This is a genomic window from Selenomonas sp. AE3005, from assembly GCF_000686945.1.
Classification (GTDB): Bacteria; Bacillota; Negativicutes; order Selenomonadales; family Selenomonadaceae; genus Selenomonas_A.
Map to the genome: position 1 here is coordinate 48057 of NZ_KK366041.1, position 24418 is coordinate 72474.

Genomic DNA, 24418 nt, shown 5'->3' on the forward strand with positions numbered 1-24418 from the left:
TGTTTACAATTATCTGCGTTACCATAAACGGTCATTATCATCAAAGTGCCCCATGCCGTCATCCAGACGGCTGGTGAATTTTTCTATATCATCATAATCCAGTGACAGGAGCAATCCGAACAGCACGTCCTGATAATAACGCACCCCTACGGAAAAAATCATGCCCCCCATGTCAATATAATCGAGGTCGAGTGTATTGGCAACATAGAGAAACTCATCCGCATATTTCGCTAACGGTGTTTTTTCGGAGGTGGATAAGAGCACGATTTTTGTGCCCTGCTGTTTCAAAAGCTGGGCTGTCCGCAGCAGGCGTTTGTTCATGCCTGTACGGCTGATGATAATGGCCAGGTGGGTTGAATCCGAAAGCATGGCCTGTGCCAGCTGCGCAGTCATGGAACTATTGGCCACAGCCACCCGTTTTACCTGCAGCATGTTAAAAACCATACTCTGCGCCAAATGATAATTTTGGTCATAAGCATAGATATCAATACTGGCAGCTTTACGCATCATTTTCGCCACACGCACTACCTGCGCCATATCCATTTCATTTTTCGTTTCTTCAATGGACTCAATCTCCAGGGCCGCCATCTTCTGCACAATACCTTCCGGATTGTCCATGGAGGTAATGGGCCGTTTGATTTTTATTTCCCTGCAGGGAGATGCTTTTTCCGTGCGGTTGACTTCGCTGATGAAACGCAGTTTAAATTCGTTATAGCCTTTTAGTCCCAGTTTTTGACACAAGCGAAAAATGCCTGCCGGACTGCTGTAGGTTCTTTGCGCCAAATCCCGGATAGAAAGCTCCGCCAATTCTCGTTTATGACTCAGAATGTAATTTATCATGTTCTGCTCAGAGGGCGAAAAGCGCTCCTGCTCTTGCATTTTTCTAAGTAAACGCATAACTAATTCTTCCTCTTCCCACCTGTTTTCCCTAAATGCCTTATCAATGCTTACGCGGGGTAAATATTTAAACATCATTATAACACAAAAAATTTCCCCCTAACTATTCTTCAATATATCTAATGGAAGATCTCTTCCCCTCCCATATTTAATACATATTTCTATCTCATATTATTACATGATTATAAGACAGTATTGGTACGGTAATATCAATAGAATATTATACACTTATAAGCAAATCTCACGCAGGATACATCTTTTGTAATTATCGTTTAAACTCACCAGAATCGTCTGTAAGCTATGGCTAGTGCTTATCGCATATAATTGATCATACGCAGCAAAAAACATGCTACAGACGAATTTCAAACCGTCTCATAAAAAATCTGTAAAATTGGTGAGGCTCACTTCCGCATTTCAGCTATCTGAAATGACTATTTTCCCTACTCTTGTGAGGCTTAATGCCGTTCTTAAAATCACTGAACCTGCAGTTGGCTTAAACATTTTTTTTGCATAAATCATATTTATCTTGTGCTTTTTTCAGTATAACCATATGTTTATTCTTTTCCGCAAGACTCCTGTCATTCGCAATTTGCCATTTTAGCGAATCAATAAGTTTTGCAAGCTCATCTTCTTTATCCGGCAAACTCCTGCTAATCAAGTAATCATCGTCATGCTCCACAGGTACTTGTTTTGCAATTCTAGCCACTGAGGCACGTGACACCCCAAGCTCATTTGCAATGACGGAGTAACTTTTTCCCTTTTTACGCAGCTCAACTATTTTCTCCTTAGGCAATTTAGGCGGCCGCCCGGCTTTACCTTCCGGACTGAAACTGATTACGGTAAAACCATTTTGGGTTTTGCCATCAACCTGAACATTATGCGCTTTTCGTTTTTCCAGAAAGTCCAAAAAATCTTGGGCCTCATCATCTTCCACAAATACCCTCATAATCCTTTCCCCCATGTATCTTTCTTTACATTAAATATAACACTGCTGTATCATAATCGCAAGTATATTATTGTATAACTTATCTACTTCACACTATGATTTGTTAATGATAAAAATACGAAACTCTAAAAACTTGCAGGATTACAGCTATAAAAGCAGAAGTGTATATTTGTATGTTGTACAGTCCGATTTCAGAAGGAGGAATATGCATGAGCGTTGAGTTTACTGATAAAAAAGCCTGCATTGCCCCAGAGGGTGTATTCATCATCGGCACCTATGATGAGAATGGCGTTCCAAATGCCATGAACGCAGCTTGGGGAGCACAGTCTGATTTTGATGAAATCACCCTATTCCTGGCCAAGCACAAAACAACGGAGAACATCAAGCATACCAAGGCTTTCACCGTAGCCTTTGCCACTAAGGACACGGTGGAAATTGCTGATTACTTCGGCGTGGAAACTGGCAGCAAGGTTAACAAGATTGAGAAGGCTGGCTGCCATGTCCACAAGAGTGCACATGTCAATGCCCCTGTCATCGAAGAGTTCCCAGTAACACTTGAATGCGAATGTGTGAGCTACAGTGACGAGACCGGCATTCTGGTGGGCAAAATCATTGCCCAGCAAGCTGATGAAAAGGTTCTGACAGATGGCGTAGTGGACTACGACAAACTACAGCCCATAATTTTCGATATTGCCACCAAGACCTACCGACTTGTGGGGCCAGTTGTGGGCAAGGCGTTCCATGATGGGCTAAAACTGAAAAGTTGATTATCGCAGACATAATAAAAGGTGCTGTGGTGAAATGCAAAAAGCATTTTATCCACAGCACCTTTTTATAATCTCAATTTATTTTTCGGTTCTAATCTTGAATGAATTCCCCATCCATTTATGGGCCTGCAAGCAATGAACTATTACGATGTTTGACGTTGCCGTAAAACCACATTATACTTGATTCAGTATCTTAAAAAAGTTGGAGGCTAGGCTTGTGAATCTGGTAGAACGTATCTGTGGTCACACATGGATGATTCTTCGTCATAAATACTGGGTATTTCGCTTTTGCTGTATTGCAGGGATTCCGTGGCAGGGATTTATGCATGACTGGTCTAAGTTCTCGCCGACAGAATTTATAGAAAGCGTAAAATACTACAACGGCAAGATTTCGCCCATAAAAATCTGCAAACAGAAAAACAACGGCCTGTCCATGGCCTGGATTCATCATCATGGACGAAATCTTCATCACTATGAGGCCTGGTGGGATAATTTCGACCACGGTGCCTATCCGCAGGATATGCCCTACAAATACGCCGTGGAGCTGATTTGTGACTGCCTCGGAGCCGGCAAAGCCTATGGCCGCGATAAATTCACCTTTCAGGCTGAATACGAATGGTGGCAGAATAAATGCGCAACCGGTATTGGCATGAGCCCCAATATGCGGGACTTTGTGGAATCGATACTCAGTCAGCTGGCAAAAACAGAAGATTTATCTTTGCTGCGACCAGAATCGATGCAGGCCATTTATAACAAAACTGTGAAAGAGGGAAAACATGAACATACAAATTTTCGGCACCAAGAAATGTAACAACACCAAGAAAGCTCAGCGTTTCTTTAAAGAACGCGGCATAAAGTTCCAGTTTATCGATATCCTGGACAAGGGCATGAGCAAGGGCGAGTTCCAGTCCGTGGCCAATGCTCATGGCGGCATTGACGGTATGATAAATCCGGAGTGCAAGGACAAGGACGCTCTGGCCCGTGTCAACTATATGGCAGACAAGCTGGAAACAATCCTTGCGAACCAGCAGGTTATAAAAACGCCCGTAGTACGAAATGGCAAAGAGTCAACGTTAGGCTATGAGCCGGATATTTGGAAAGGCTGGCAGTAAGCATGATTCATATCGGATGTCATTTATCATCAGCCAAAGGCTATCTTGCCATGGGCAAGGATGCCGTCAGCATAAATGCTGACACGTTCGCCTTTTTCACCCGCAATCCCCGCGGTGGCAAAGCAAAGGACATCAACCCTGCAGATGCAGACGCCTTTATCGCTTTTGCCGAGGAACACCATTTCACCAAGTTAGTCGCCCATGCCCCTTATACTATGAACCTATGTGCTGCCAAGGACAATTTACGCACATTTGCTCATGAGACGCTGGCAGATGACCTGCAGCGTATGGAATACACGCCCGGCAACTACTACAATTTCCATCCCGGCAGTCATGTAGGACAAGGCAGTGAACAAGGCATTGCCTTAATTGCCGCAGAGCTTAACCGCGTCCTCACTCCTGCCCAGTCCACCACTGTTCTTTTGGAAACCATGGCCGGCAAAGGCACCGAAATTGGCCGTTCTTTCGAGGAACTGCGGGCCATCATTGACCGGGTAGAACTCCAAGACAAACTGGGTATATGCCTTGATACCTGCCACATCAGGGATGGCGGATATGATATCGTCCATGACCTGGATGGCGTGCTGAACGAATTTGACCGGATTATCGGTCTTAAACGTCTCAAAGCTATCCATCTGAATGACAGTTTGAATCCCTGCGGCTCGCACAAAGACCGGCACGCACGCATTGGTGAGGGCTGCATCGGCCTTGACGCCCTGGTAAGCGTCATAAACCATCCACAGCTGCGAAACCTTCCCTTTATACTGGAAACGCCCAATGAACTTGCCGGCTACGCTCAGGAAATTGCTCTGCTGAAGAATAATTTTCTCGCATAATCCCCACAAATTTAATAAAAAAATCTGCTTTGTCGCATAATGAAATAATACCAACGCCGTAGGTCCTGTAAACGAGACTGGCCCGTTGAAGGAAACCGGCCCCCTCAACGATCCATACGAACTAAAGCATGGCCCGTTAATGCCTCCGCCTAATACTTGTGATCCTCCGTACAAGACTGGCCCGTTATAAAATCTCTCGAATCCCATAAAAATTGTTATCTAAAAACAGGTGCTGTGAATAAATGCTTTCACATTTAATCACAGCACCTGTTTTTTGTAATTATCAGCTTTAGGCTATATTACCTCGTATCCTCCTAATACCTTCTTAATCGACTACAACTTCCTCCACAACATCATTTTTCTGTAGGAAATCGGCGTTCACAGCGTCCATATCTATGGACATCTGCTTCATCGCATTGACACGTCTGGTCAACCATGTACCGTCAAAGGTAAATTTACCATGCACATTGGTGTCACGCTCGCGCATCATATCCACTACACTTAAATTATCGCCATAGAGTTTTGTGTAATACCTGCCGCAATCGACTAGGACGGTTCCGTGAGTCCTGAGCATTCCATCAGTATAAAGCTGGTAGGAACGCTCTTTACTATAAGCCAACCCCAAGTTATTCCAATAAGCCAGCTGTTCCCCATCTCTGGTGGGAGTACGCCCATAAATGGCCAAATCCGTCTGCGCGTTATCAAGATAAATCTTATCTACCGCCAGCACATCGGCCACAGAAAGGTTTCCTTCATCTACGTGAAGATACCCGCTGTTCCCCCAAAGGCTTAGCATTTCTGTACCACCTTTAGAGCGAAGACTCCCGACATAGAATTCTTTGCCGATGAGTTTATTATCATCAGTACCCGTCATCGAAAAATGGAAAACCTTTCCACCATTATTTGCGGTAATGCCATCGACGTAGATAAAGTTACCTGCCAGCGCACTATCTCCACTCACAACGGCCTCTTTCTCAAAATAGATGCCGCCATCGCTACGGATCTTCGCATTCAAATCCCGCTTAGCATTTATCCTGTCGGTCACATGCAGGTCGCCATTTCTTCCATTCAGCAGCACATCGCGGCCGGATTCAATCTGACCATTCTGCTCAATGACGAAACTAAGTTCGCCTGGCTTATATTGGCTGTTTCCGGCAGTCATGGAAATATCGCCTGTCTGCGTGGAAGTTTTACCATAAATATAGATTTTACCCAAATCCACATCAATATTGATATTCTCCCGAGCAGTTACGGTTTCTACATCCGGGCTATTATCACCAATGGTGACATTGCCAGTTCCTACCTCAACGCCAATGTTTCCTTTTTCTGCCCGCACTTCTTTTCCTATGGTAATATTCCCCAAACCAGCTGCAAGATTCACATTTCCTGCTGCAGTGGCAACATTAGCCCCCGCAACAACATTTCCTTGCTTAGTGGAAATATCTATATCCTTTTCAGCAGTTATATCTTTTCCTATCAGGATATTACCACTACCGGATAACAGACGAACCGAGCCTACATCCGAATTGATAGAATGCCCCCCTATGATGTTTCCTTTATCCGTGGAAACATCCACGTTCTTTGTAACGGACACATCATTGTCTAAATAGATACCGCCATTGCTGCTGATTTTCGCATTCAACCCCTGCTTAGCATTTATTCTGTCGGTCACATGCAAATCGCCATTTCTTCCATTCAGCAACACATCGCGGCCGGATTCAATCTGGCCATTCTGCTCAATAACGAAGTTAAGTTCACCTGGCTTATATTGGCTGTTTCCGGCAGCCATGGAAATATCTCCTGTCTGCGTGGAAGTTTTACCATAAATATAGATTTTGCCCACATCCACGCCAATGTTGATATTCTCATGTGCGGTTACGGTTTCCACATCTGGCCCATTGTCACCAATAGTGACATTACCTGTGCTTACCTGAACGCCAATGCTGCCTTTTTCGGCTCGCACTTCTTTTCCTACAGCAATATCACCATTTTCGGCTGCAAGATTTACATTGCCATTCCCTGAAACCACTGTAGCTCCCACATTGATAGTCCCCACAGCAGCAGCCATGACAATATCCTGCGTAGCACGGACATCATGACCAACGTAGATATCACCATCCGTAGTTTTTACGCTTACTTTTCCTGCTACATTCACATCTGTATCAAAGTATATACCTCCCTTTTCCTCCAATTCAGTCACCAAATCCTGTTTGGCCTGGATACGGTCTGAAACATGCAAATCACCATTACCTACATTCAAATGGATGGCCCCACCGGCTTCCAATTTTCCGTTCTGGTCGATAATAAAGGAACTATTATCTTCTCCCGGAATATATTGTTCTCTATGTGCCGTTATGGAAATATCTCCAATTTCTGTAGAAGTTTTACCATAAACTACAACTTTGCCATCCTTAGCCGTAAGGTCAATATTCTGTTTTGCGGTGACGGTCTTCACATCCGGCCCGTTGTTGCCAATGAGAATATCCCCCTGACCAGAGAGAATGTCAATACTTCCTTCCTGAGCCGTGACTGTCTTAACAATCCCGATATTTCCTTTGTCCGTTTGGATGGACACATTGCCAGCCTTGGCCAGAATATCGCCAGCATCCCCCATGTTCGTGTCGCCTACAACGACATTACCCTGATGAGTGGAAATAGTCACGTCTTTCCCTGCTGTGACATCCTTTCCTACCAAAACATCGCCGATTTCTGACTGCAAACGGATAGAACCTTCCGTCGAATTGACGTTATTTCCTACTTCGATATTTCCCTCTTTAGCTGTTATGGCAATATCCTTAGCAGCCTGAACCTCATCGTCCACACGGATTTTTCCCTGGCTGTCGGTGGTAATGTCAATTTCGCCTTTCTGTGCCGTGACACTCTTCAAGATATCAATACTTCCTTTGTCTGTCTTAATGGACACATTCCCATTCTTAGCCAGTACATCACCATCAACATTACCATCATCGACAATGGATGCAGCACCTATAATCATAGCACCATCATGGCTGGAAATCGTGACCGCATCACCGGCAGTGATATCCTTGCCAATCAGAATATCGCCTTTCCCGGTCTGCAGATTAACCGTTCCCTCCTCCGAGTTGACAGTACGTCCCACAGCTATGATGCCGTTTTCTGTGGTAATATTTACATCTCCGGTTACTTCCACATTCGTGCCAAAAATAACACTTCCCTGTTCACTTATGGCGGCAGTCAGGCCCTTCTCGGCACTAAGTTTATCCGTAATGTAGATATCGCCATTGCGCCCATAGAGATTTATTCCACCGCCAGATTTAATCAAGCCATCCTCTTTGATGATGAAGTTACCATTAGCTGCGCCCTTTATATACACATCCTTTCCGGCTTTCATGCTGATGTCACCACTCGTCGTAACCGTATGTCCTTGAATGGTAATCGTACCTGTGTTGGTGCCAATGCTGACATTCTTATTCGCAATAAGCGATTTCTCATCCGACACATTATCACGGCCAACCGTAATATTACCCTTGCCCGTTTCCAGCTTAATGCTTTCATTTGTGGATTCTATCCCTTTGACAATGGCTATATCGCCCTGACCTGTACCTATAGTGACATCGCCCTTCGCCGTTATCGTTTTTTCATTCACTTCATCTTTTTGGCCAATAGAGATATCTCCCTGTCCAGAAATATCAACCGTGACAGTCCCGGCTTTAGCCTCTAACTTGCCCTCTAAGTCGACATCCCCATTGCCCTTCACAATGAAGTTCATATCTTTGCCAGCCTCCAGCAAAGTTTCGCCTTGCGACTGTTCGAGCATGCTCGCAACAGTACCGATATGGATACCGCTGCCTGCACTAGCCGAAGCGGCATGCCAGACTTCTACATCAATACTATTCCCCGCTTTCATTGTGCCAATGTAGTAAACCGCATCTTTAGCCAGCATGAAGACATCATTTCCTGCCTCCATGCCTTTGCCAAGCCCGTGGATAGAGCCTTCACCAGTGCTTGCCAGTACAATGTCATTTTTCGCATATACATTGCCCAGCAGTTCCACATCTTTGCCAGCAGCCAGCCTCAAGCTGCCCGTAGCAGCCTGTGCATTGTTCCCGCCGAGAACGTGCAGCACATCAGCAGAATCAGCCAAAAATCTTACATTTCCCTGCTCTGCCAAATTGGTGAAATCTGCATCTCCCTTGATGCTATCCACCCTAGTACCTGCCACATAAGTTCCTTCATAATTGGTTATAGCCTTGACACTGCCAGCAATCTCATTGCCACCATCTTTTCCATCTGCCAGGAATATAGCAAACTTATTCTTGCTGCTTTCCAAAGATACGCCCTTGCCACTTTGGGTATCCACCACCGGTGCATCAATCTTGACACCTTCTGCCTCCTGGATAACACCACCAGCTTTAATGGTGAGAGAATTGTATTTATCTGCAAGTATATTAGCTACAGTAAAAGTATTATACGGCGCAGGCATTTTCTGCCCAGTGGTAATATCCCTGTGAATGTTCACATTAGCACCGGCAGTCAGCTCGATGTTGCCATTGTTGGCGGTCGTAGCATCGTTATTATTTGCCTGCAGTGCAGAAAGGACTTCAATGCTGCCATTGGCATCCCTGTTTTCAACTGCAATATTGCCCGCTACAGCCGGCTGAACGGAGATTTCCAAATCGTCTGTGTTGGTCTTGACCGAAACATCGCCCGCAATCGGCGCATCAGCCTGCGAAGCTTGTACCGCAATAGACTTGAACTTATTGCCAGTTCCCTGCAAATCAACCGTCTTGGCACTGGTGACATTCACATTCACAGCCTTGATGCCTGCATTAGCAGCCTGCTTGATATCCGCAGCGGTCGAAGTAAGAGTCACATTCTTGCCCGTACCTGCTTTAAAGATAGTGCCTGCCGTCTGAGACAGCGTTCCCTTAGCAGCCAGGGTAATATTGCCCGTAGCGGTAAAGTTACCCACATTAGCCAGACTGCCATTCTCACGGAGATTGGTTACAGAGATATCCCCTGCCACATCACGCTTAATTTCAACGGTCAGTGCATCGGCATTGTCCTTGATACGGACCTCACCGGCAATGGCCGGCTTTTCTGCCGCCTCGGTCGGCGTGCCATCAACCGTGATGCTGTTGAATTTGTTCTCAGCTTTATCCAAAAGCAGGGACTTGCCATTGAAGGTCTTCACCTTATCGGCGGTAATCGCACCTTTGCTCGTCTGGGTGATGCTGCCGTTGGTCGCCGTCAGCGTCAAATCCTTTTTCGCGCTTTGCGAATCCACTGCGGTCACTGCACCATCCAGCGTCAAATTTTCTGCAGCGGTAAGCGTCACATCGCCTCCGGCGTTAACGCTACCTGCCACTGCGGCCTTGTCCTTTTCCTCTTCCCGTCCCACAGCCAGGGAGCCTTCGCTTGCAGCGACAAACTCTTCTTTCGTATTGACGGTTCCGAGAACCAGAGTGCCGTTCGGGACATCTGTGTTATTCACGCCCTTGATATAGGCAGACTTCGCCGTGATGTTCACCGGGGCGCGGTCGTTCAAGATGCGGATTGCATAATCCTTATTACCCACAATACCAGTATTGGCGTTGGTGTTGAATTCCAATGTCTTTCCGGCGTTGATATAGGATTGGGCGATTTCCCCGTTGGCATTGCTCATCAGGAAGCCCTTGTCGCTATTCAGGGAAATGGTATCCTTGGCGAACATGGCTCCCAAACGGAGATAATCGGTAGTGTTCATGTTCTTGATGAACACATTTTTGTCGGCCCGGACCTCTGTCATATCTCCATCTCCGGACAGGTAAACTGTCAAGGGCTTGTCAGAAGAGCCAATGCTCTCCTGGCCACCGGTGAGGATCAGGTTCTTGCCCTTGATATTCGTCCCGTTGGCATCTGCGAGATCATTGTAGATTCCCAATTCGGAATGCAGGCGCACATCACCAGTCGCGCCATTCTGAGTGGCGTCAACCATGCCCACCTTGAGGGCGGAGTGCTCCCCGTTTTCGTCCTTGCGGCCCGCCACGGAGACATTGCCCCCCGCCTGCACATTGAGAGTGCCGCTGGCCTTGACGCCCAAGGGCATATTGCCCTTGATCTCAAAGGCCGTCAGATTGCCTGCTGCGTCCTTCTTGGCGGTGACATCAGAAGCACCCGCATTCATAAGCTGCTTCATGTAGTCAATTTTATTATCCCCAGTCAGCTGCCCCACGGTAATAGTGGAGGCCGTGTCGGAGGAAGTACCCACTGCCTTGGCCGCGTTCAGCGTGATGTTCTTGCCCAGGACGTTGGCAGCCCGCTCCGTCTGTATGCTGCTGCCGCTGTCCTTGTTCACCAGCTTGTCGCTGACGGCGTAAAGCATCATGTCCTTGGTCCACTCGAATTTACGATTTTCCGGCGCTGCCTTAGCAGCCAAATCCTTATAGGCAGCATCTGCCTCAAGATACTTAGTTGCATTTTCGTACTGCGCATACTTGTAGGCGGCGGAGTTAGCCTGCAGGAACTCGTCTGCTGTTTCATAGCTTGTATTGTCTTTCTTACGATACTGGGAATAATTTTTATCCGCCAGCTTAAAAGCCAGATAGTCCTTATCACCATTTTTCTCTAAATCCTGAAGAGCGCTTGCCGAAAGACTTCCATAGTGCGCTTTGTTGTCAAGATAGGATTGATACGCAGTTCTCTCTGCATTAGCTTCTTCTTGCCACTGAGTCTGCGTCTTACCCCCCTTATTAACATCATATACTTCTTCTATATTCGCTTTGTAGTCATCGCGAGCCTTCTCCAGCCCCTCGATATACGCCCCCTTATAAGTATAGTTCCCATTTGCATCCTTTTCGCCGTCAATCAAGCCGGCATCAATCCAGCGATGCACCATATCATCCACGGCCTCCGTGGAGCCGGATTTGTCGTCGCTGGGAAGCCCATCAATGAAACCGCCGTTTTCGACTTTCAGCGTCACGTCTCCAGTCTTGGACTCAATCTTGCCTACGCGCATATCACCGCCAGCTGCCGACTCGGTCAGATAGATGTCACCGTGGGCACTGGCGTTGACCTGGGCACCGTAGCGGTCCGTGGCATAGACCAGATCCGAACCAGCGATTTGGATGGCCTGAGCAGAGGTGCCAATGCCGCCATTCTTACTGGTCAGATTGATGCCACGTCCCTCGACGGTTATGCCGCTGCCAAACTGGGTGATATTCCCTGAGGCGTTCAGCGTCACATCACCAATGGCCGCATCCTTATTGAAGCCAACATTCCCATCCTGGCTCTTCAGGGCCACGATTTCCACGTTCCCGGGCAGGGACTGATTATTCAGCAAGCCACCCGTAGCAGTGATGTCGATATCCCCTTTGCCATTGGAAACGGCAGTGAGCTTGATATTATCCGTCGCAATGCTTCCGTCCATCGAGCCGATGGACGCGATATGGATATTCTTGATATCGTTCTTGGCCGACAGATTCACGATCTCGCTCTTCAGGGTCGTGCCGTCTTTTTGTAAGATGCCACCCGCTTGCGAGTCAATAGTCAGCGCAGCCTGATTATGGGAGTTCGCCACATTGCCCGTCAGGTTGATGCTGCCGCCTGCGGCGTTGGTGCTCTTGATATCGATCTTGCCCTTTTCGTCGCCGAGCAACCCGATAGTAATGGGCTGGGATGCGTTCAGTGTGTAGTTGTAGAGTTGAACGGTTTTCGTTCCGGTTTTCCAGCGATCCTTGGTATGTTTGAACCAGCCGAGGAACCCGCTTCGCCATTCATCGTGCGTCCTCTCCTTAATCTCTGAACTCAGGACACGGGTACTCCCATCCAATTGCAGTTTGTCACTGTCTGGGGTATTGTTGCTTCCTTGCTTAATAACCGCGCCCTCGGGCAGTCCGAGTTTCTTTTGATCGTTTATTTCAACGGGCGTTTTATTCTTTGACATCTCTTTAAGCTGAGTTTCATTCACCGTCTCGATTGCGCCCCATAAACCTTTTCGCACATAGTGCTCAAAGGTTTGGGTTGTCTCCACGCTGACGCCGTTGACCCAGCTGTAGGTCTGGTCTTTTTTTACACCGTATGTCAAGTCATTTCCAACGGAAAGGTTATTCCCTGTCTTTGCAGCACTCGCATAAAGATCTCCGTCGTTCCTGTGGTCTTTCAAATACTGCGCATAGTGATCAATCGTGCGGGTCTGTCCCTTCCTGTACTCGGTCCAGGTATCCTTGGCCGTATCGGCGATGGTGATGACGCCTTCCCGCTGGTTGTTGAGGACATTGCCCACGTTCATATCGAGAGCGGTCTGGTTCGTCACGGAGATGATAGCCGCGCCGTCCGCCGCCAGGATCTTGCCCTGGCCGGTGCTGGCAATCATGCCCGTCAGATAGACCTTGCCGCCCGCCGTATCGATGTCCTCCACAAAGAGTTGTTTCGTGGACGGATCCCAATAGACCTGCGGCACATAATCAAAGACTTTGTCCGTTTGGTTCCACTGCGCACCGCCATCGTTGACCTTATACATGGTGCGGTTCTGCACAACCGCCGCACGGTCGGCAGACATCTTCTGCGCTTTGGCCAAATCCGTCTCCGTCACCGTGGCGGTGTAATTCTTATAGCCGCTCTGAATCAAGCCGTTCACATTGATATTGGAAGCGGAAACATAGACATCCCGACCGGCAATATAGCCCGTAGCCGTTTGAGAAGAAGCAGACGGGGAATACGTCTCGGTACTGCTCTTTGAATCCGAATTCGTTTCGCTCAGGCCAAGAGCATTTTTCATCTCAGCGGCCTTCGTCGCCAAATACTTCTCTGGATCGCCGTTGATGTTGACAATACCCTCTTTGTAATCCTGGGCAATGGTACCATTGGCCGCAACAAGGGTGACCGTGTTCCCGAATACGCCTGTGGGGCGATCCGTCGTGCCGCCGCTGATGCGGATATCCCCGCTGGCATTGTTGATGGTCACATTGCCATGGAAATTGCTGATCTTGCCGTTGACCTCCACATCGGTGATGGCGGTATAGGTAAACTTTCCATCACGTATATCTTTTTTGTACTGCGTCTTTTCTGCGTCCGTCAAATCGCTGTTGTCAATCTCCTGCGCAAGCCTGGACGTCAACGAAAGGGTGCTCGTCTTGTCCCCGCTGAAGGTCTTGGTGTTCAGCACCTTCAGTCCCGCCGCTTCGCCGTTGGTTACGCCGTAGATTTCACTGAAGCGCGCTCCGGATTTGCTGACATTGATTTCATTGATTTTCTTGTTCCCCTCTGTTGTGCCCGGCGGAATGACGTTGTCTTTATTATAGACAATCTGACCGCCCTGCTCTCCCATAATGATGTTGTTGATCTTCAGATAGGCGTCTGATTCGTTCGTAATGGTGACGCTGGGGGCGGAGTTGGCATGGAGTTTCCCCGTGCCGTTGAAGTCATTGGCCTGCACGTTGATATTGCCGCCGCTGGCAGCGATATCCGGAATTTCCACATAGTAAACGGGACGATTGGAATCGTTATCCAATCCCAAATCTCTCATCTTTTGCTGAATCCTGTCACGCTCGGCGATATAAGCCGCCATTTGGGTTGCGTCTCCCTCATAAGCGGCAATCAGTTTTTTCAGTTCCGCAAGTCGCGCGCCCAGGGTATTGGCATAATCAAAGTTTCCCTGCGTAACGCCGTTCTTCACCCGATTGTTGGCCCGATTGTCTGGGGCCGTGATGGTCAGCCCGTTCGCCACGCTGCCGCCGATGATCAGATTGATGGGATCGGCAGTGCCCGCAATCAGGGAGCCGGTGACGCTCACCGTGCTCGTTTTGGGCATAGCTTCTTCCGCCACGACCGCATCAGAGGACAGGAACTTCTTGTTGATTTCTTTGCCGCCGTTCACCCATGCCCACTTGCTCTCGTCCGTAACTACATTTTCCTTGCCGCCGCTGGCGATAACATTGATATCTTTCGTGGAGCGCACCGTACCGCTGACGTCCACCGCGCCCCTGTCGGCGACGCTATTGTAATTCACCGTGGGGGAAGAAACGGGGATGGCCGTATAGTTATAGACACCCGCCTTGAGGTCGACGTTCAGATTGGAAAGAACACCGCCCTCGCTGGCGCCTGCATACAGGCCCACATTGCTGCCACTTTCGATGGTACCCGCCACATTTACATTGCTCTTGCGGTTCATGGTAGTCTCGTTCTTGCCAACGAGGACGCCGACAGCGCCCCCTACCGTGGCGTCGGCATGAGAATTCACTTTATGTTCGTCATAGGCGGCAAGGATGATGTCCTTGGCGGAAGCCGCCTTTTCATTGCTTAGTGCCGCGCCCCCCTTTACGTCCACCGTGTTGTTCACGGTAATATTGTTTTCAGTGACCGCATCCACAACACCTACTGCTGCACCGCCCTTGGCAGACGCATGGTTCGTCAGGTCGTTGTTAGAGGACGCAATGTATTCCTGCAAGTTGTTGGTAGTGATTTTCGCATTGCTGCCAATGGTGACAGTGCCGTTTTCCGTGACATCCAGCAGGCTGCGCAGACGGTTGCCGGAAATGGCACCGCCGAAATGATCTTTCAACGTATATGTCTGCACATCCTTGTTGCCCTTAGAATCGGTATCGTCATAGGCTCCTGTGTCAGCAGCGTTCGCTGTGCCGATGTGGACACGGTCAGCGTTGATGACCGTATTATCTGCCACTGTAGCATTCGTGGTTGTATTGATCTTGTTCTCCACACTGGTACCGCCCACGCCAATCACGCCGCCATGACCTTCCGTGGCCGTGAGTTTCGTCTCATCCTTCTGTTCGGCGAGAAGATAGACTTCGCCCGCAACATCCCACTTGCCGCCGAGGGTACTCGTGACCTTATTCGTAGATTTATTATCCACATGGGAGCCAATATAGCCTGCGAGGCCGCCACCACCAGCATCGGCCAGGGCTTTGCCCTTATTTTCGCCATAGGAGAAAACTCCCAGGCTGTTCAGTTTGTTCGTAACGCCGCTTTTACCCGTAAGCGTGGTGGTCAGCGTCTCATCGCCACTGATGATGGCTCGCGAATTGCCCACAGCCACGCCACCCACGGTGACATCATAGATATATGCCTTACGATCCACATAGGACATATTGCCCAAAAAGAGGGTGGTATTCTCGCCAAAGGTGCTGTTCGCCACATCGACCTTACCATTAGCCGTGGTTTCCAAGCGAACCGTATCCGGTGACACTGCCCCGGCGGAGATATTGTGCCCCTTGACATTGCCTTCGAGGGTGCGGCTGTTGGCGTTCCCCAGCATGGAGCTGAATATCGCCGTATTGGCGTTGAAAGTACCGCCGGCGACGCTAACTTCCGCTCCCATATCCATAACGCCCTTGCCCCGCATCGTGCTGATGCCGAGTACCGAAACGGCAGTATTGCCCGCGCTGATATTGGCCGTAGTGTCATTGGCTGCGCCCAGTTGGAAGGTGTTGGCCGTAAACGTGCCATCAGTCCCCGTAATTTTGGCCGCAGCATTCCCCTTGATTATCTTTCCGCTGCTGTCCTTCTCGCCATCCTCGATGGTCGCATGGTTCACCGCAACGTTTATGCCGCCTACACCAACACCCTGGGTATGAGCTTCCAGCGTGTTGGCTCTCTTCGCGTCGATGGTTATATCCTTGCCGGCGGCGATATTGTTCGTCCCTGCCAACGTGACACCCACGTTGTTTTTATTTTCCACACTGGCAAAAGTGGTGGTGACGTTCGCCGCAGCGACGCCCACACTGAGAATATTGGACTTATGTTTGCTCTCGTCCGTTGCGGCCACGGTGACATTTTCCGTGCCGGTAATGGAACTGTTCGCGATATTAACGTCCGTCGCACCCTTGTTGACGATGCCCGCGTAGCCGACACCCACGCCGCCAAGAGCACCCACGGTGACAGCCGTCACCTTGACATCGGAGCCTTGTTTGCCATCCTGAGCCTGGGCCTGCGTCTGTATAGCGTTAATGTTGACATTTTTACCCGTGATGTTGGCGCTGTTCATAGTTACATCGGTGTCGTAGTTCGTATGAATGATGGCATCTGTGACGTTCACAGATGCGGCGCCGGCCGCCGTAACGCCCACATTTTTGGCAAAAATATCACTGGTCTCTTTCGCCAGCACATTGACATTATTCCCAGCCAACAGTGTAGTTCCATCGACTTCGGTATGGATTCCCATCTTCTTGGTATCGGGCGTAGAAAGGCTTACGCTCGTATTTCTGGCCGTTGCAAGGTCACTATCCGTGCCCTTCAGGCCGAAGAACTTCGCACCAGCGCCCAGGGACCCCTTAGCCGCGTTCACACTGGTCAAATGCTTGTTAATCTCATTTTGGGTAGTGGCATTAACGCCCGTGACGTTGCCGCTCTCGTCTTTGGCACTCGAAAGCTGAGCATCCGTGATGCCCTTGTTAATAGAGGTGACAGCCACATTGACACCCACACCGATACCGCCGGCAGCCGCGCCCGTCACCTGACTGTCAAAGCTGCGCGTTTCTTCTGCCGTCACGTCAATATCGTTTGCTGCCTTTACGGAACTGTTGCCCGTCACATGAGCGCTGACGCTGCTGTTGATATTGTTCAGGGCGACAGCCACACCGACACCGCCAACACCGCCGGCACCTACACCGCCCGTGGCTTTTACCGTCAGTTTATCCTCGGCTTTCACGGTGGCATCATAAGCTTCCAACTGACTTCTGGTGACCAGAGCCGCCGTCTCACTGGTGGTATTATTTATACCCACGTTGGCAGCCACGCCCGCACCTATGCCTGCACCTAAGCTGGCTGTAACCAAAAGATTATTCCATTTATTCTCGTTTTTCGCCGCGACGGAGATATTCTTTCCTTCCGTGCTCTCCTTGGCTTTCAGACTGCTGTCCGCCACTTCTGCCTTGACCGTTGACGTATCGTCCATAACGGACACACCAGCCCCAGCCGCTACCGCAACCATGCCAACAGACGCACTGACCGAGACATTCTCTGTGTGACTGTTGCCAAGATGCTCAGCCTGAATCTTCGCTTGGCCGTCAAATTCTGCGTTAACGTTTTTCAAGAGCGCACTGGTGACGCTGGTGTTCTTGTGGCGCATGATGCTGTCACCGGAGGAAACGCTCACTTTGCCAGCACTGCCTGCCGCCGCAAAGGACAAAGCTGAAGAGCCATGCTTAGCTATGGCATCCACAGTCAGATTTTTGGCGTATACATTCTTCTTTGTGGTGTTGGAGGAAATCTCCGCCACCGTCTGCCGCCCCAAAGTCTCCCAATTAGCGGACACACCAACAGAGACGCCCACGCCGCCACCGCCGATGGAGGGCGTACCGGTAAAGGTGCCAAGATTCGTATAGTCAACGGCGTTCACATTAACATCAGATGCATTGCCAGCGGAATTGATGGCGGTATTCTGAATTTTAGCCGTAGTGGAGCTGGGCTTGTCGGCTGTTTCTCCCTGAATAGAATTGATGTTCACCGTACCGTCAACGTTGACGCCTACACTGGCAGAAATCGCCGCGCCTCCAGAGGACAATTGAGAGATGATCGTATGCGTAGCCGAGCTGTCCACCACAATACCTTTCTTTTCCACATCGGTACGGCTGCTGCTAAGCTGGTCTCTGGTGGTCTCAACAGTCAATTTTTCTGCTTTGAATACCTTGTCAGCGCTCGGTCTGGAAACTTTGATGGCCTCCCCGTCTGCAGCCGTAAGGGAACCGCCGCTCACCAAAGCATTGGTGCTGCCGGTTATTTTGTTGATGGAGACAGCTGCCCCGAGACCTACCTTGGTATTGGCACCAATGGCAAATCCCCCGGCGAAATTGTAGAGGCGGTCGTCGCTCTGCGCTACCACGCCTACACTGCTGTTCGAGGTGAGGTTCTGATTCTTGAGGATGGCGTCCACGTTGTTGCCAATGTAGTTGTAGCTGCCGGAACCGGCAAAGGCCACCTGACCACCTACGCCTACCAGTCCTCCTACGCCTACAGAATGGATATCGCCATCCCCCGTAGCCCGCACCTGCGTAAGGCCGGCATTGACCGTAGTGGTACCGCTGTCCGTGGCCATTTCCGCCTTGGTATCCTGATTCATGCGGTTGATGGCAACGCCTGCAGCGCCCTTAACCTGAGACCCGATAGACACACTGCCACCGACACCCACGGTGTTAATCTTGCTCTTGGTGTCAGCCGTAACATCGATGGTTGGATGATTAGACGAACTGCCGGCGTTGATATCGCTGTTGTTCAGAGCAGCCGTGCTGTCCTTATAGATATCCGATACAGCGGCGCCCCCTTGAAGGTTGAACCAATTTTTGCCCCAGCCCACGCCAAAGCCGGCGCCCACAGTGATAACACGGGACTTCTCCAGTTCATTTTGGTCATTTTTCTTGCTGTCCTTGGCAGATACTTCAATCTTGCCATCATTCGTTGTAGTGATATCGGCATGATTGATTTCGGCCCGCAGTCTCTCCTTGTTGCTGGACGAACCAACGGACGTATAAGCCACAGCACCGCCGACGCCCACTTTCGTGCCGCCGATAGATACGGCACCGGCTACAGTGGTCTTTTTCGACAGTTCCTCAGCCGTGACGGAAAGTTCCTTCAAGTTTTCCAGTTTTGTATTTCCATCTGCGGTCTTGCCGTCAATGACACTCTCTGTGTTGTTCACGCCACGATTGATGGCTACAGTTCCCACTGCACCGGCAACAGACTGGCTAGTATTCACCTCCACACCGCCAGCCACAGCCAAAGCCTTGCTCTGGTTGGTGGTTGCCAGCTTGACGGAGTTATCCGTACCGTTTGCGTCCAAAATAACAGTGTTCCCAGTCAGATATGTTCCGGTGGTGTTGTTGAGCGAATTGTATGCCAAAGACAGCCCCATAGCCATGCCCTTGCCGCCAGCCACTTCACCGGCGATATTGATGATGGATGAGGTATTCTGCGCCTGCTGGCTGATATTTTTGCCCGTGATGGTATTGTTGGCAAAATTGACCTTTGTATCATTCTTGAGGTCATTCCAACTGCCGGAACCGGCACCGTTGAACGCCTTGCCGCCAATGGCCACACCTGCCCCTACGGAAATAATCTTGGCATCTGTTGCCGCCTCACCATTCACGTTGTCGGCCGTAATGGTGGAATCTTTGATATCTGCCGCGATATCGTTCTTCACATAGTTGTAGGCAATACCTGCACCGGCAGCCACATCACTGCTCAGACCACCTGCCATAGCGGCAGTAATGGTAAGGCTATGATTTTTGCCCAATTCATCCTTGGCAGCGCTCTCGTCTTGCGCGGCAGCATCTGCAATCTTGCCTTCGTCAGTATTTTTTACCTCAGCATCCAAAGCAGATTGCTCGTCACCATTCTGCAGATAGCCTTCCCCCGTAGTATCAATGCCTTTTTCCTCCAGGGTGTCCTTATTCTTTTTATCCGCATCTACTGCGTCTTTCAGCAGAGATTTCGTCTGCGAATCCAGTTTGCCGTTGCTCTCAATTTGCTGTTTTTCATCCGTACGTTCCGTATCCGTCTTTTGTACAGGGATTTCCCCGGCCTTAACATTTACTGAATTGCCCGTATCTCCTTTTACAGTTGCCCCGGAAATATAGGCACTGGTAGTGTTCTTCACGCTGCCATAAGCGAAAGCGCCATTGAAACCGTAGCCGCTCTTGCTGCCTGCTGCCGCGCCATTAATCTGCGTAGTCCCCTTTTGAGCCTCCACATTCACCAACTGGAATTTATTCTGATAGCTGCCGCCGATAATGCCGCTGGACAGGTTGTTTTCCAGATTGCTGATGGCTACCGCGCCGCCCACGCCCACATTGGTGCCTGCACCGCTGGTAGAATTAGCTGCCAGAGCCCCTGCAATCTGGAAGTCCGTGCTCGCAGCCTTGTTAGCAATCGTGCCGCCGTCAGCTGCGCTGGTGACCGTATTATTCAGCAACAGGGCATGGATATCCTGTTTGGCTTTGTTATAGTACACAACACCGGCACCGGCCACATTGGTGCCAGAACCCTTGGCAGTGCTCACGCCCATGCCTGCCGCTACTTCAATGCCAGTCTTGGCGGCCGAATTGGAGACAGACTGCACCTGCTGCAGGGTGGAATTCCGTAAAATGGAATCCACATCACGACTCACGCTATTCATGGCGAACGTACCGCCTATGGCTACCTGGGTGTTGGAATTGTTCTCTTTCAGGGAATGTTTGATATTTGTGCCGCCCAAGGTGATGGAACCAAGGAAATCCGTAGCGGAAAGCGCAACGGACTCCACAGCGGCAGACTCACTGTTCTGCACCGTCACATTATTAAGTACAGCATCCGTACGGCCGCCCAGGAAGGTCAGGGCTGCACTGCCCTCAAGACCAATGGACGCACCAGCGCTCTCATTGGCAGCAGGAGCAGCGCCGCCAGTCTGCGGTGTTTCTTCCGGATTTGCCGCCGTACTGGCTTCTTTAGCCGCTCCCGCTGCAGTTGGCGCAGCACTCTCATTCTTAGAGTTTACATTGTCCTTTTCAATATCCTGGGCATTCTTCTTGGCCTCTCCTGCCCCTTCATCGCCCTGCTTGGACCACTTCGTCCACTTCTCAGAATCCTTCTTGGCATTTCCACCTTCGTCCGCTGCATTTTCAGCGGTGGAGGTTGTTGCCTTGGCCTTGGCATCGTTCTGGAGCATACCCGTAGTAACAGCTGTAACAGTCAGACTGCCCGTGGCAATGCTGCCTTGGGCATTGCCCGTAGTGGAATTCCCCAATTTACCAGCCAGCGTATCCCCGGCAATGTTTCTCGCCAAAGCTGCATCCTGATAGATTTTCTGCGCAGCTTTTTCTGCATCCGTAGTACTGCCGGAGGGCGCACTAATCCCCTTGCCAGTATCGCCTACCATGGCGATACTGTTCACGTCGTAATTGACAATGCCCACACCAATGCCAAACGCCTTGGAACCTGCAGTTCCTGACGTTTCACTGCGGGCAGAGTTATCCACATTTGTTGCGTTGATAGCGGTGATAATAGCCGCCCCTGGAGCATTGACCTTGGTTTCATCATCCAGCGACACAACACTGTTGCTATCCCCATAGGAAAGGGCCACCATACCGGAAACGCCGATGGAGTCCCCTTTCCCGGCATTTTTGACTTCATTCTTCGCATCGAGAGAATTATTCGCCGTGGTGCTTACGGTTGCCCCGGTGAGTTCTACACCTTTACCGGTCATAATCAGGCTGTTGCTACTGATGTTTTGCAGGCCGACCGTAGCACCGACGCCTACTTTACTGTTTTCCTCGGTAGCACCATAAGTTCCCTGGGCATTGGCAGCAGCATCAGTAGACAGCGTTACCGCAGTACCTTCGACCTTGCTCTGCTGACCTAAAAGAACAATGGCATTATTCTTCAAGGTGTTGATGCCCACGGAGCCATCCAGCACTACTGTAGCAGGTTTTTCCTCAGTTGCCTTGCCCTCACTGCTCACCGCATAGGACAGGACACTGGTCGTATCCTTGTCGTCTTTCTTGTATTTGCCCATGCCTGCTGCAGCATCAAGGGCTACTGCCCCACCCTTGATTTGGGCAGACTTGTCCCCATCACTATCCAGCACAATATTGGCATTGTTCTTCACATTGCTGACCAATACGGCCGCACCGACTTCCACTTTGGCAGAGTTCGCCTGCGCATTCTTCACCGTAAGGTTCAGGCTGTCCTCTTTTTCTGCAGAGGCATTCAGCAAGGTTTTAGCCGACACGTTGACAGAACCGTCCGGCGTCGCCGCATTCTCCGGTTTTGCAGCCGTAATAACAGCATTCTTCCCAATGGTAACATGGGCGTCATTCTTGTTGGCAAAGACACCTACGCTGGCACCGAGGCCAAAAGCTGAGGTTTTCGCTGCATTATCGCCGCCCTCATTAGTACCTTCCACCTTGTCCTTGACATCCTTGACGCCGCCTTTGCCATCTTTACCTGCAGCATCTTTGGTCTTTTCGTCATTAGCATCTACCGAGGCGTCTTTTATCACCTTGGTGGGTTCTTTCGACTTCTGTTCGCTCTTTATCTCAGCCGCGGATTTTTCCGAATCAGGTTTGCTTTTCTCTGCTTTAGCAGCATCATCATCGGTCTTTTTATCCGCCTCACTTGTTTCTGCGGTTTTCTTGCCTGTGCTGCTGCCTGAATTAGGAATGGTATTGTCCACCTTCATTTTCAATCCGGTAATATTGTTCTCCGCTTTGATATCCACGGCACCGGCCGTAATGGAACGGTTTATGATTACATCGGCACTGGTGTCATAGTTAGCCACGCCCACATTGGAGACTACATAGCTCTGTGCCCCCACAGCGCCCGCATTGATACCGATATCGCTGCCCGTAACAGCACCAATAGACACTTTGCCATTATTGGCAGTCAGCGCCGCCGCATTTGCCTTTTCATTCACCGTTACCTTGGCATTGGTATCGCCCGTCAGCACAGCCACGCCCACGGCTACGGCATTACCGCTGCCACCACTGCCATTAGCAGTCAGCTCGACCTTCGTGTCTGCATTAGCATCGATTTTGATACCGTTGCCATTCGTATCGGCCTCGTTAGCCGTAAGGCTGCCATCAATGACCACATCTGCCGTATTGTAGACACGGGAAACTGCCACAGCGGCAACTGCCTTGGAGCCGTCTACCGTATTACCCTCGCTGTCCTTATTTCCAGCAGGCGCAATGGACTGTTTAATCTTCACATTGGATTTGGCGGCAATGTCGATATTCTTGCCCGTAATATTGCTGCCTTCCCCAATATTGACGGCGGACTTGTTCTTCTTGCTGGAATAATTGACAAAGAGATACTTGTTCGCGCCAGCCTCTTTGGCAGCCAGTTTGTCTACCAACCCATTCAACAGTTCGCTGTCATCCCCCAGGACAACGCCCTTCAGGGTGTCCGTCAGTGTCATAGGGGTGCTGTCTTCATAGGTGCTCTTACTTTCTGCCGTGAGTTTCACTGCGCCATCGCTGCTCGCAATAGACACATTTTTGCCAACATTAACTGTAGCAGCAAGGTCCGTGGAACGGTCTTTCCAGCGAATAGGGTTAGGTGCATCATTTTCAGTCTTGGTATCCTTGACGGCAGACTCCTGCTTAGCTGTCAGGATGATATCTCCGCCCGAACCTACAGATGCCGTCAGACCAGTAAGCCCGGAGTTCACAGAAATAGCATCTCCATTTTTTATATTCACTAAATCCGTAAAATTTAAGTCCTTGGTACTCTGAATCTTAGCGCCATCGTTGATATTGATGATGCCTGCCCCCAGCATAACGCCACTATGGGTGTTAATATGTCCTTTGATGTCGATGGTCTTATCGTTGGCATAGGTGTTAAGCGCACTTATAGCCTCCATATTGATATTAGGATTATCTGGTTTGTACAGCTTATCAAAAGCAGTCTGCGTCGGCACAATACCCGTAAACTGCCCGGCATTGATTACACCATTCGGGCCAACGGCAATGCCATTAGGGCTAAGGAATATAAGATGGCCGTCAATCTTATTGTCCCGCACAGCATTGACAATGCCATCGATACTGATTTTTTCTTTTACCAGATTGGCAAAAACGTTCGCCGAACCGAAGTTAAATTTGGCAATATAGCCCGATTCCAGAGCAAACTGTTCAAAACGTTTGTAGCCAAAATCGCCATTATTTTCCGGGCTGATATTATAGACCTTCCCCTCAGGGTTGATTGTATTGCCGCCTTTTTCCACAATTGCTGCCTCGCCCACGCCAAAAGGAGCCAGCATGCCAGCAGCAAAAGCCAGTGAGGCCAGGAGCCAGCGCGGTTCTATATTCCTTGTCTTAACTTTTGCCTTTTTATCATGCCGTTTTTTAATTTTATATCCGTATGCCATCGTAACCACCAATCCTTTTCTTGCAAGCTGCCCAAACTTCTATCCTTGTA

The 24418-nt window shown here is 49.7% G+C and carries 7 protein-coding genes; 4 read left to right on the plus strand and 3 right to left on the minus strand.

Annotated elements, in window-relative coordinates; genetic code table 11:
• Positions 1-18 precede the first annotated feature (18 nt).
• Positions 19-897, minus strand: a complete 879-nt coding sequence (locus DL94_RS0113390; protein WP_197020768.1) for a MurR/RpiR family transcriptional regulator — start codon at positions 895-897, stop codon at positions 19-21.
• Positions 898-1390: 493 nt separating this feature from the next.
• Positions 1391-1831 (minus strand): helix-turn-helix domain-containing protein, encoded by a 441-nt coding sequence (locus DL94_RS0113395; protein ID WP_197020769.1) that lies wholly within the window; start codon positions 1829-1831, stop codon positions 1391-1393.
• A gap of 221 nt (positions 1832-2052) precedes the next feature.
• On the opposite strand from DL94_RS0113395, the gene DL94_RS0113400 reads away from it, so the two are divergent.
• The 4 genes from DL94_RS0113400 (at position 2053) to DL94_RS0113415 (ending at position 4558) form a co-directional block, all read left to right on the plus strand.
• Positions 2053-2610, plus strand: a complete 558-nt coding sequence (locus DL94_RS0113400; protein WP_028130600.1) for a flavin reductase family protein — start codon at positions 2053-2055, stop codon at positions 2608-2610.
• 217 nt (positions 2611-2827) lie between these two features.
• Positions 2828-3421, plus strand: coding sequence for a DUF5662 family protein (locus tag DL94_RS14990; RefSeq protein ID WP_028130601.1), 594 nt, complete (start codon positions 2828-2830; stop codon positions 3419-3421).
• Positions 3387-3722, plus strand: a complete 336-nt coding sequence (locus tag DL94_RS0113410; protein WP_028130602.1) for an arsenate reductase family protein — start codon at positions 3387-3389, stop codon at positions 3720-3722. Before DL94_RS14990 ends, DL94_RS0113410 begins: the two co-directional genes overlap by 35 nt.
• 2 nt (positions 3723-3724) lie before the next feature.
• Positions 3725-4558: a deoxyribonuclease IV gene (locus DL94_RS0113415; RefSeq protein ID WP_028130603.1), complete on the plus strand. Its 834-nt coding sequence runs from the start codon at positions 3725-3727 to the stop codon at positions 4556-4558.
• Positions 4559-4883: 325 nt separating this feature from the next.
• On the opposite strand, the gene DL94_RS0113420 is transcribed toward DL94_RS0113415, so the two are convergent.
• Positions 4884-24368 (minus strand): hypothetical protein, encoded by a 19485-nt coding sequence (locus tag DL94_RS0113420; RefSeq protein ID WP_028130604.1) that lies wholly within the window; start codon positions 24366-24368, stop codon positions 4884-4886.
• Between the last annotated feature and the right edge of the window lie 50 nt (positions 24369-24418).

Bases quoted from the DNA above. Each gene is read 5' to 3' on its own strand.
- DL94_RS0113400 (WP_028130600.1), top strand. From the start codon at position 2,053: ATGAGCGTTGAGTTTACTGATAAAAAAGCCTGCATTGCCCCAGAGGGT.
- DL94_RS0113410 (WP_028130602.1), top strand. From the start codon at position 3,387: ATGAACATACAAATTTTCGGCACCAAGAAATGTAACAACACCAAGAAA.
- DL94_RS0113420 (WP_028130604.1), bottom strand. From the start codon at position 24,368: ATGGCATACGGATATAAAATTAAAAAACGGCATGATAAAAAGGCAAAA.
- DL94_RS0113390 (WP_197020768.1), bottom strand. From the start codon at position 897: ATGCGTTTACTTAGAAAAATGCAAGAGCAGGAGCGCTTTTCGCCCTCT.
- DL94_RS0113415 (WP_028130603.1), top strand. From the start codon at position 3,725: ATGATTCATATCGGATGTCATTTATCATCAGCCAAAGGCTATCTTGCC.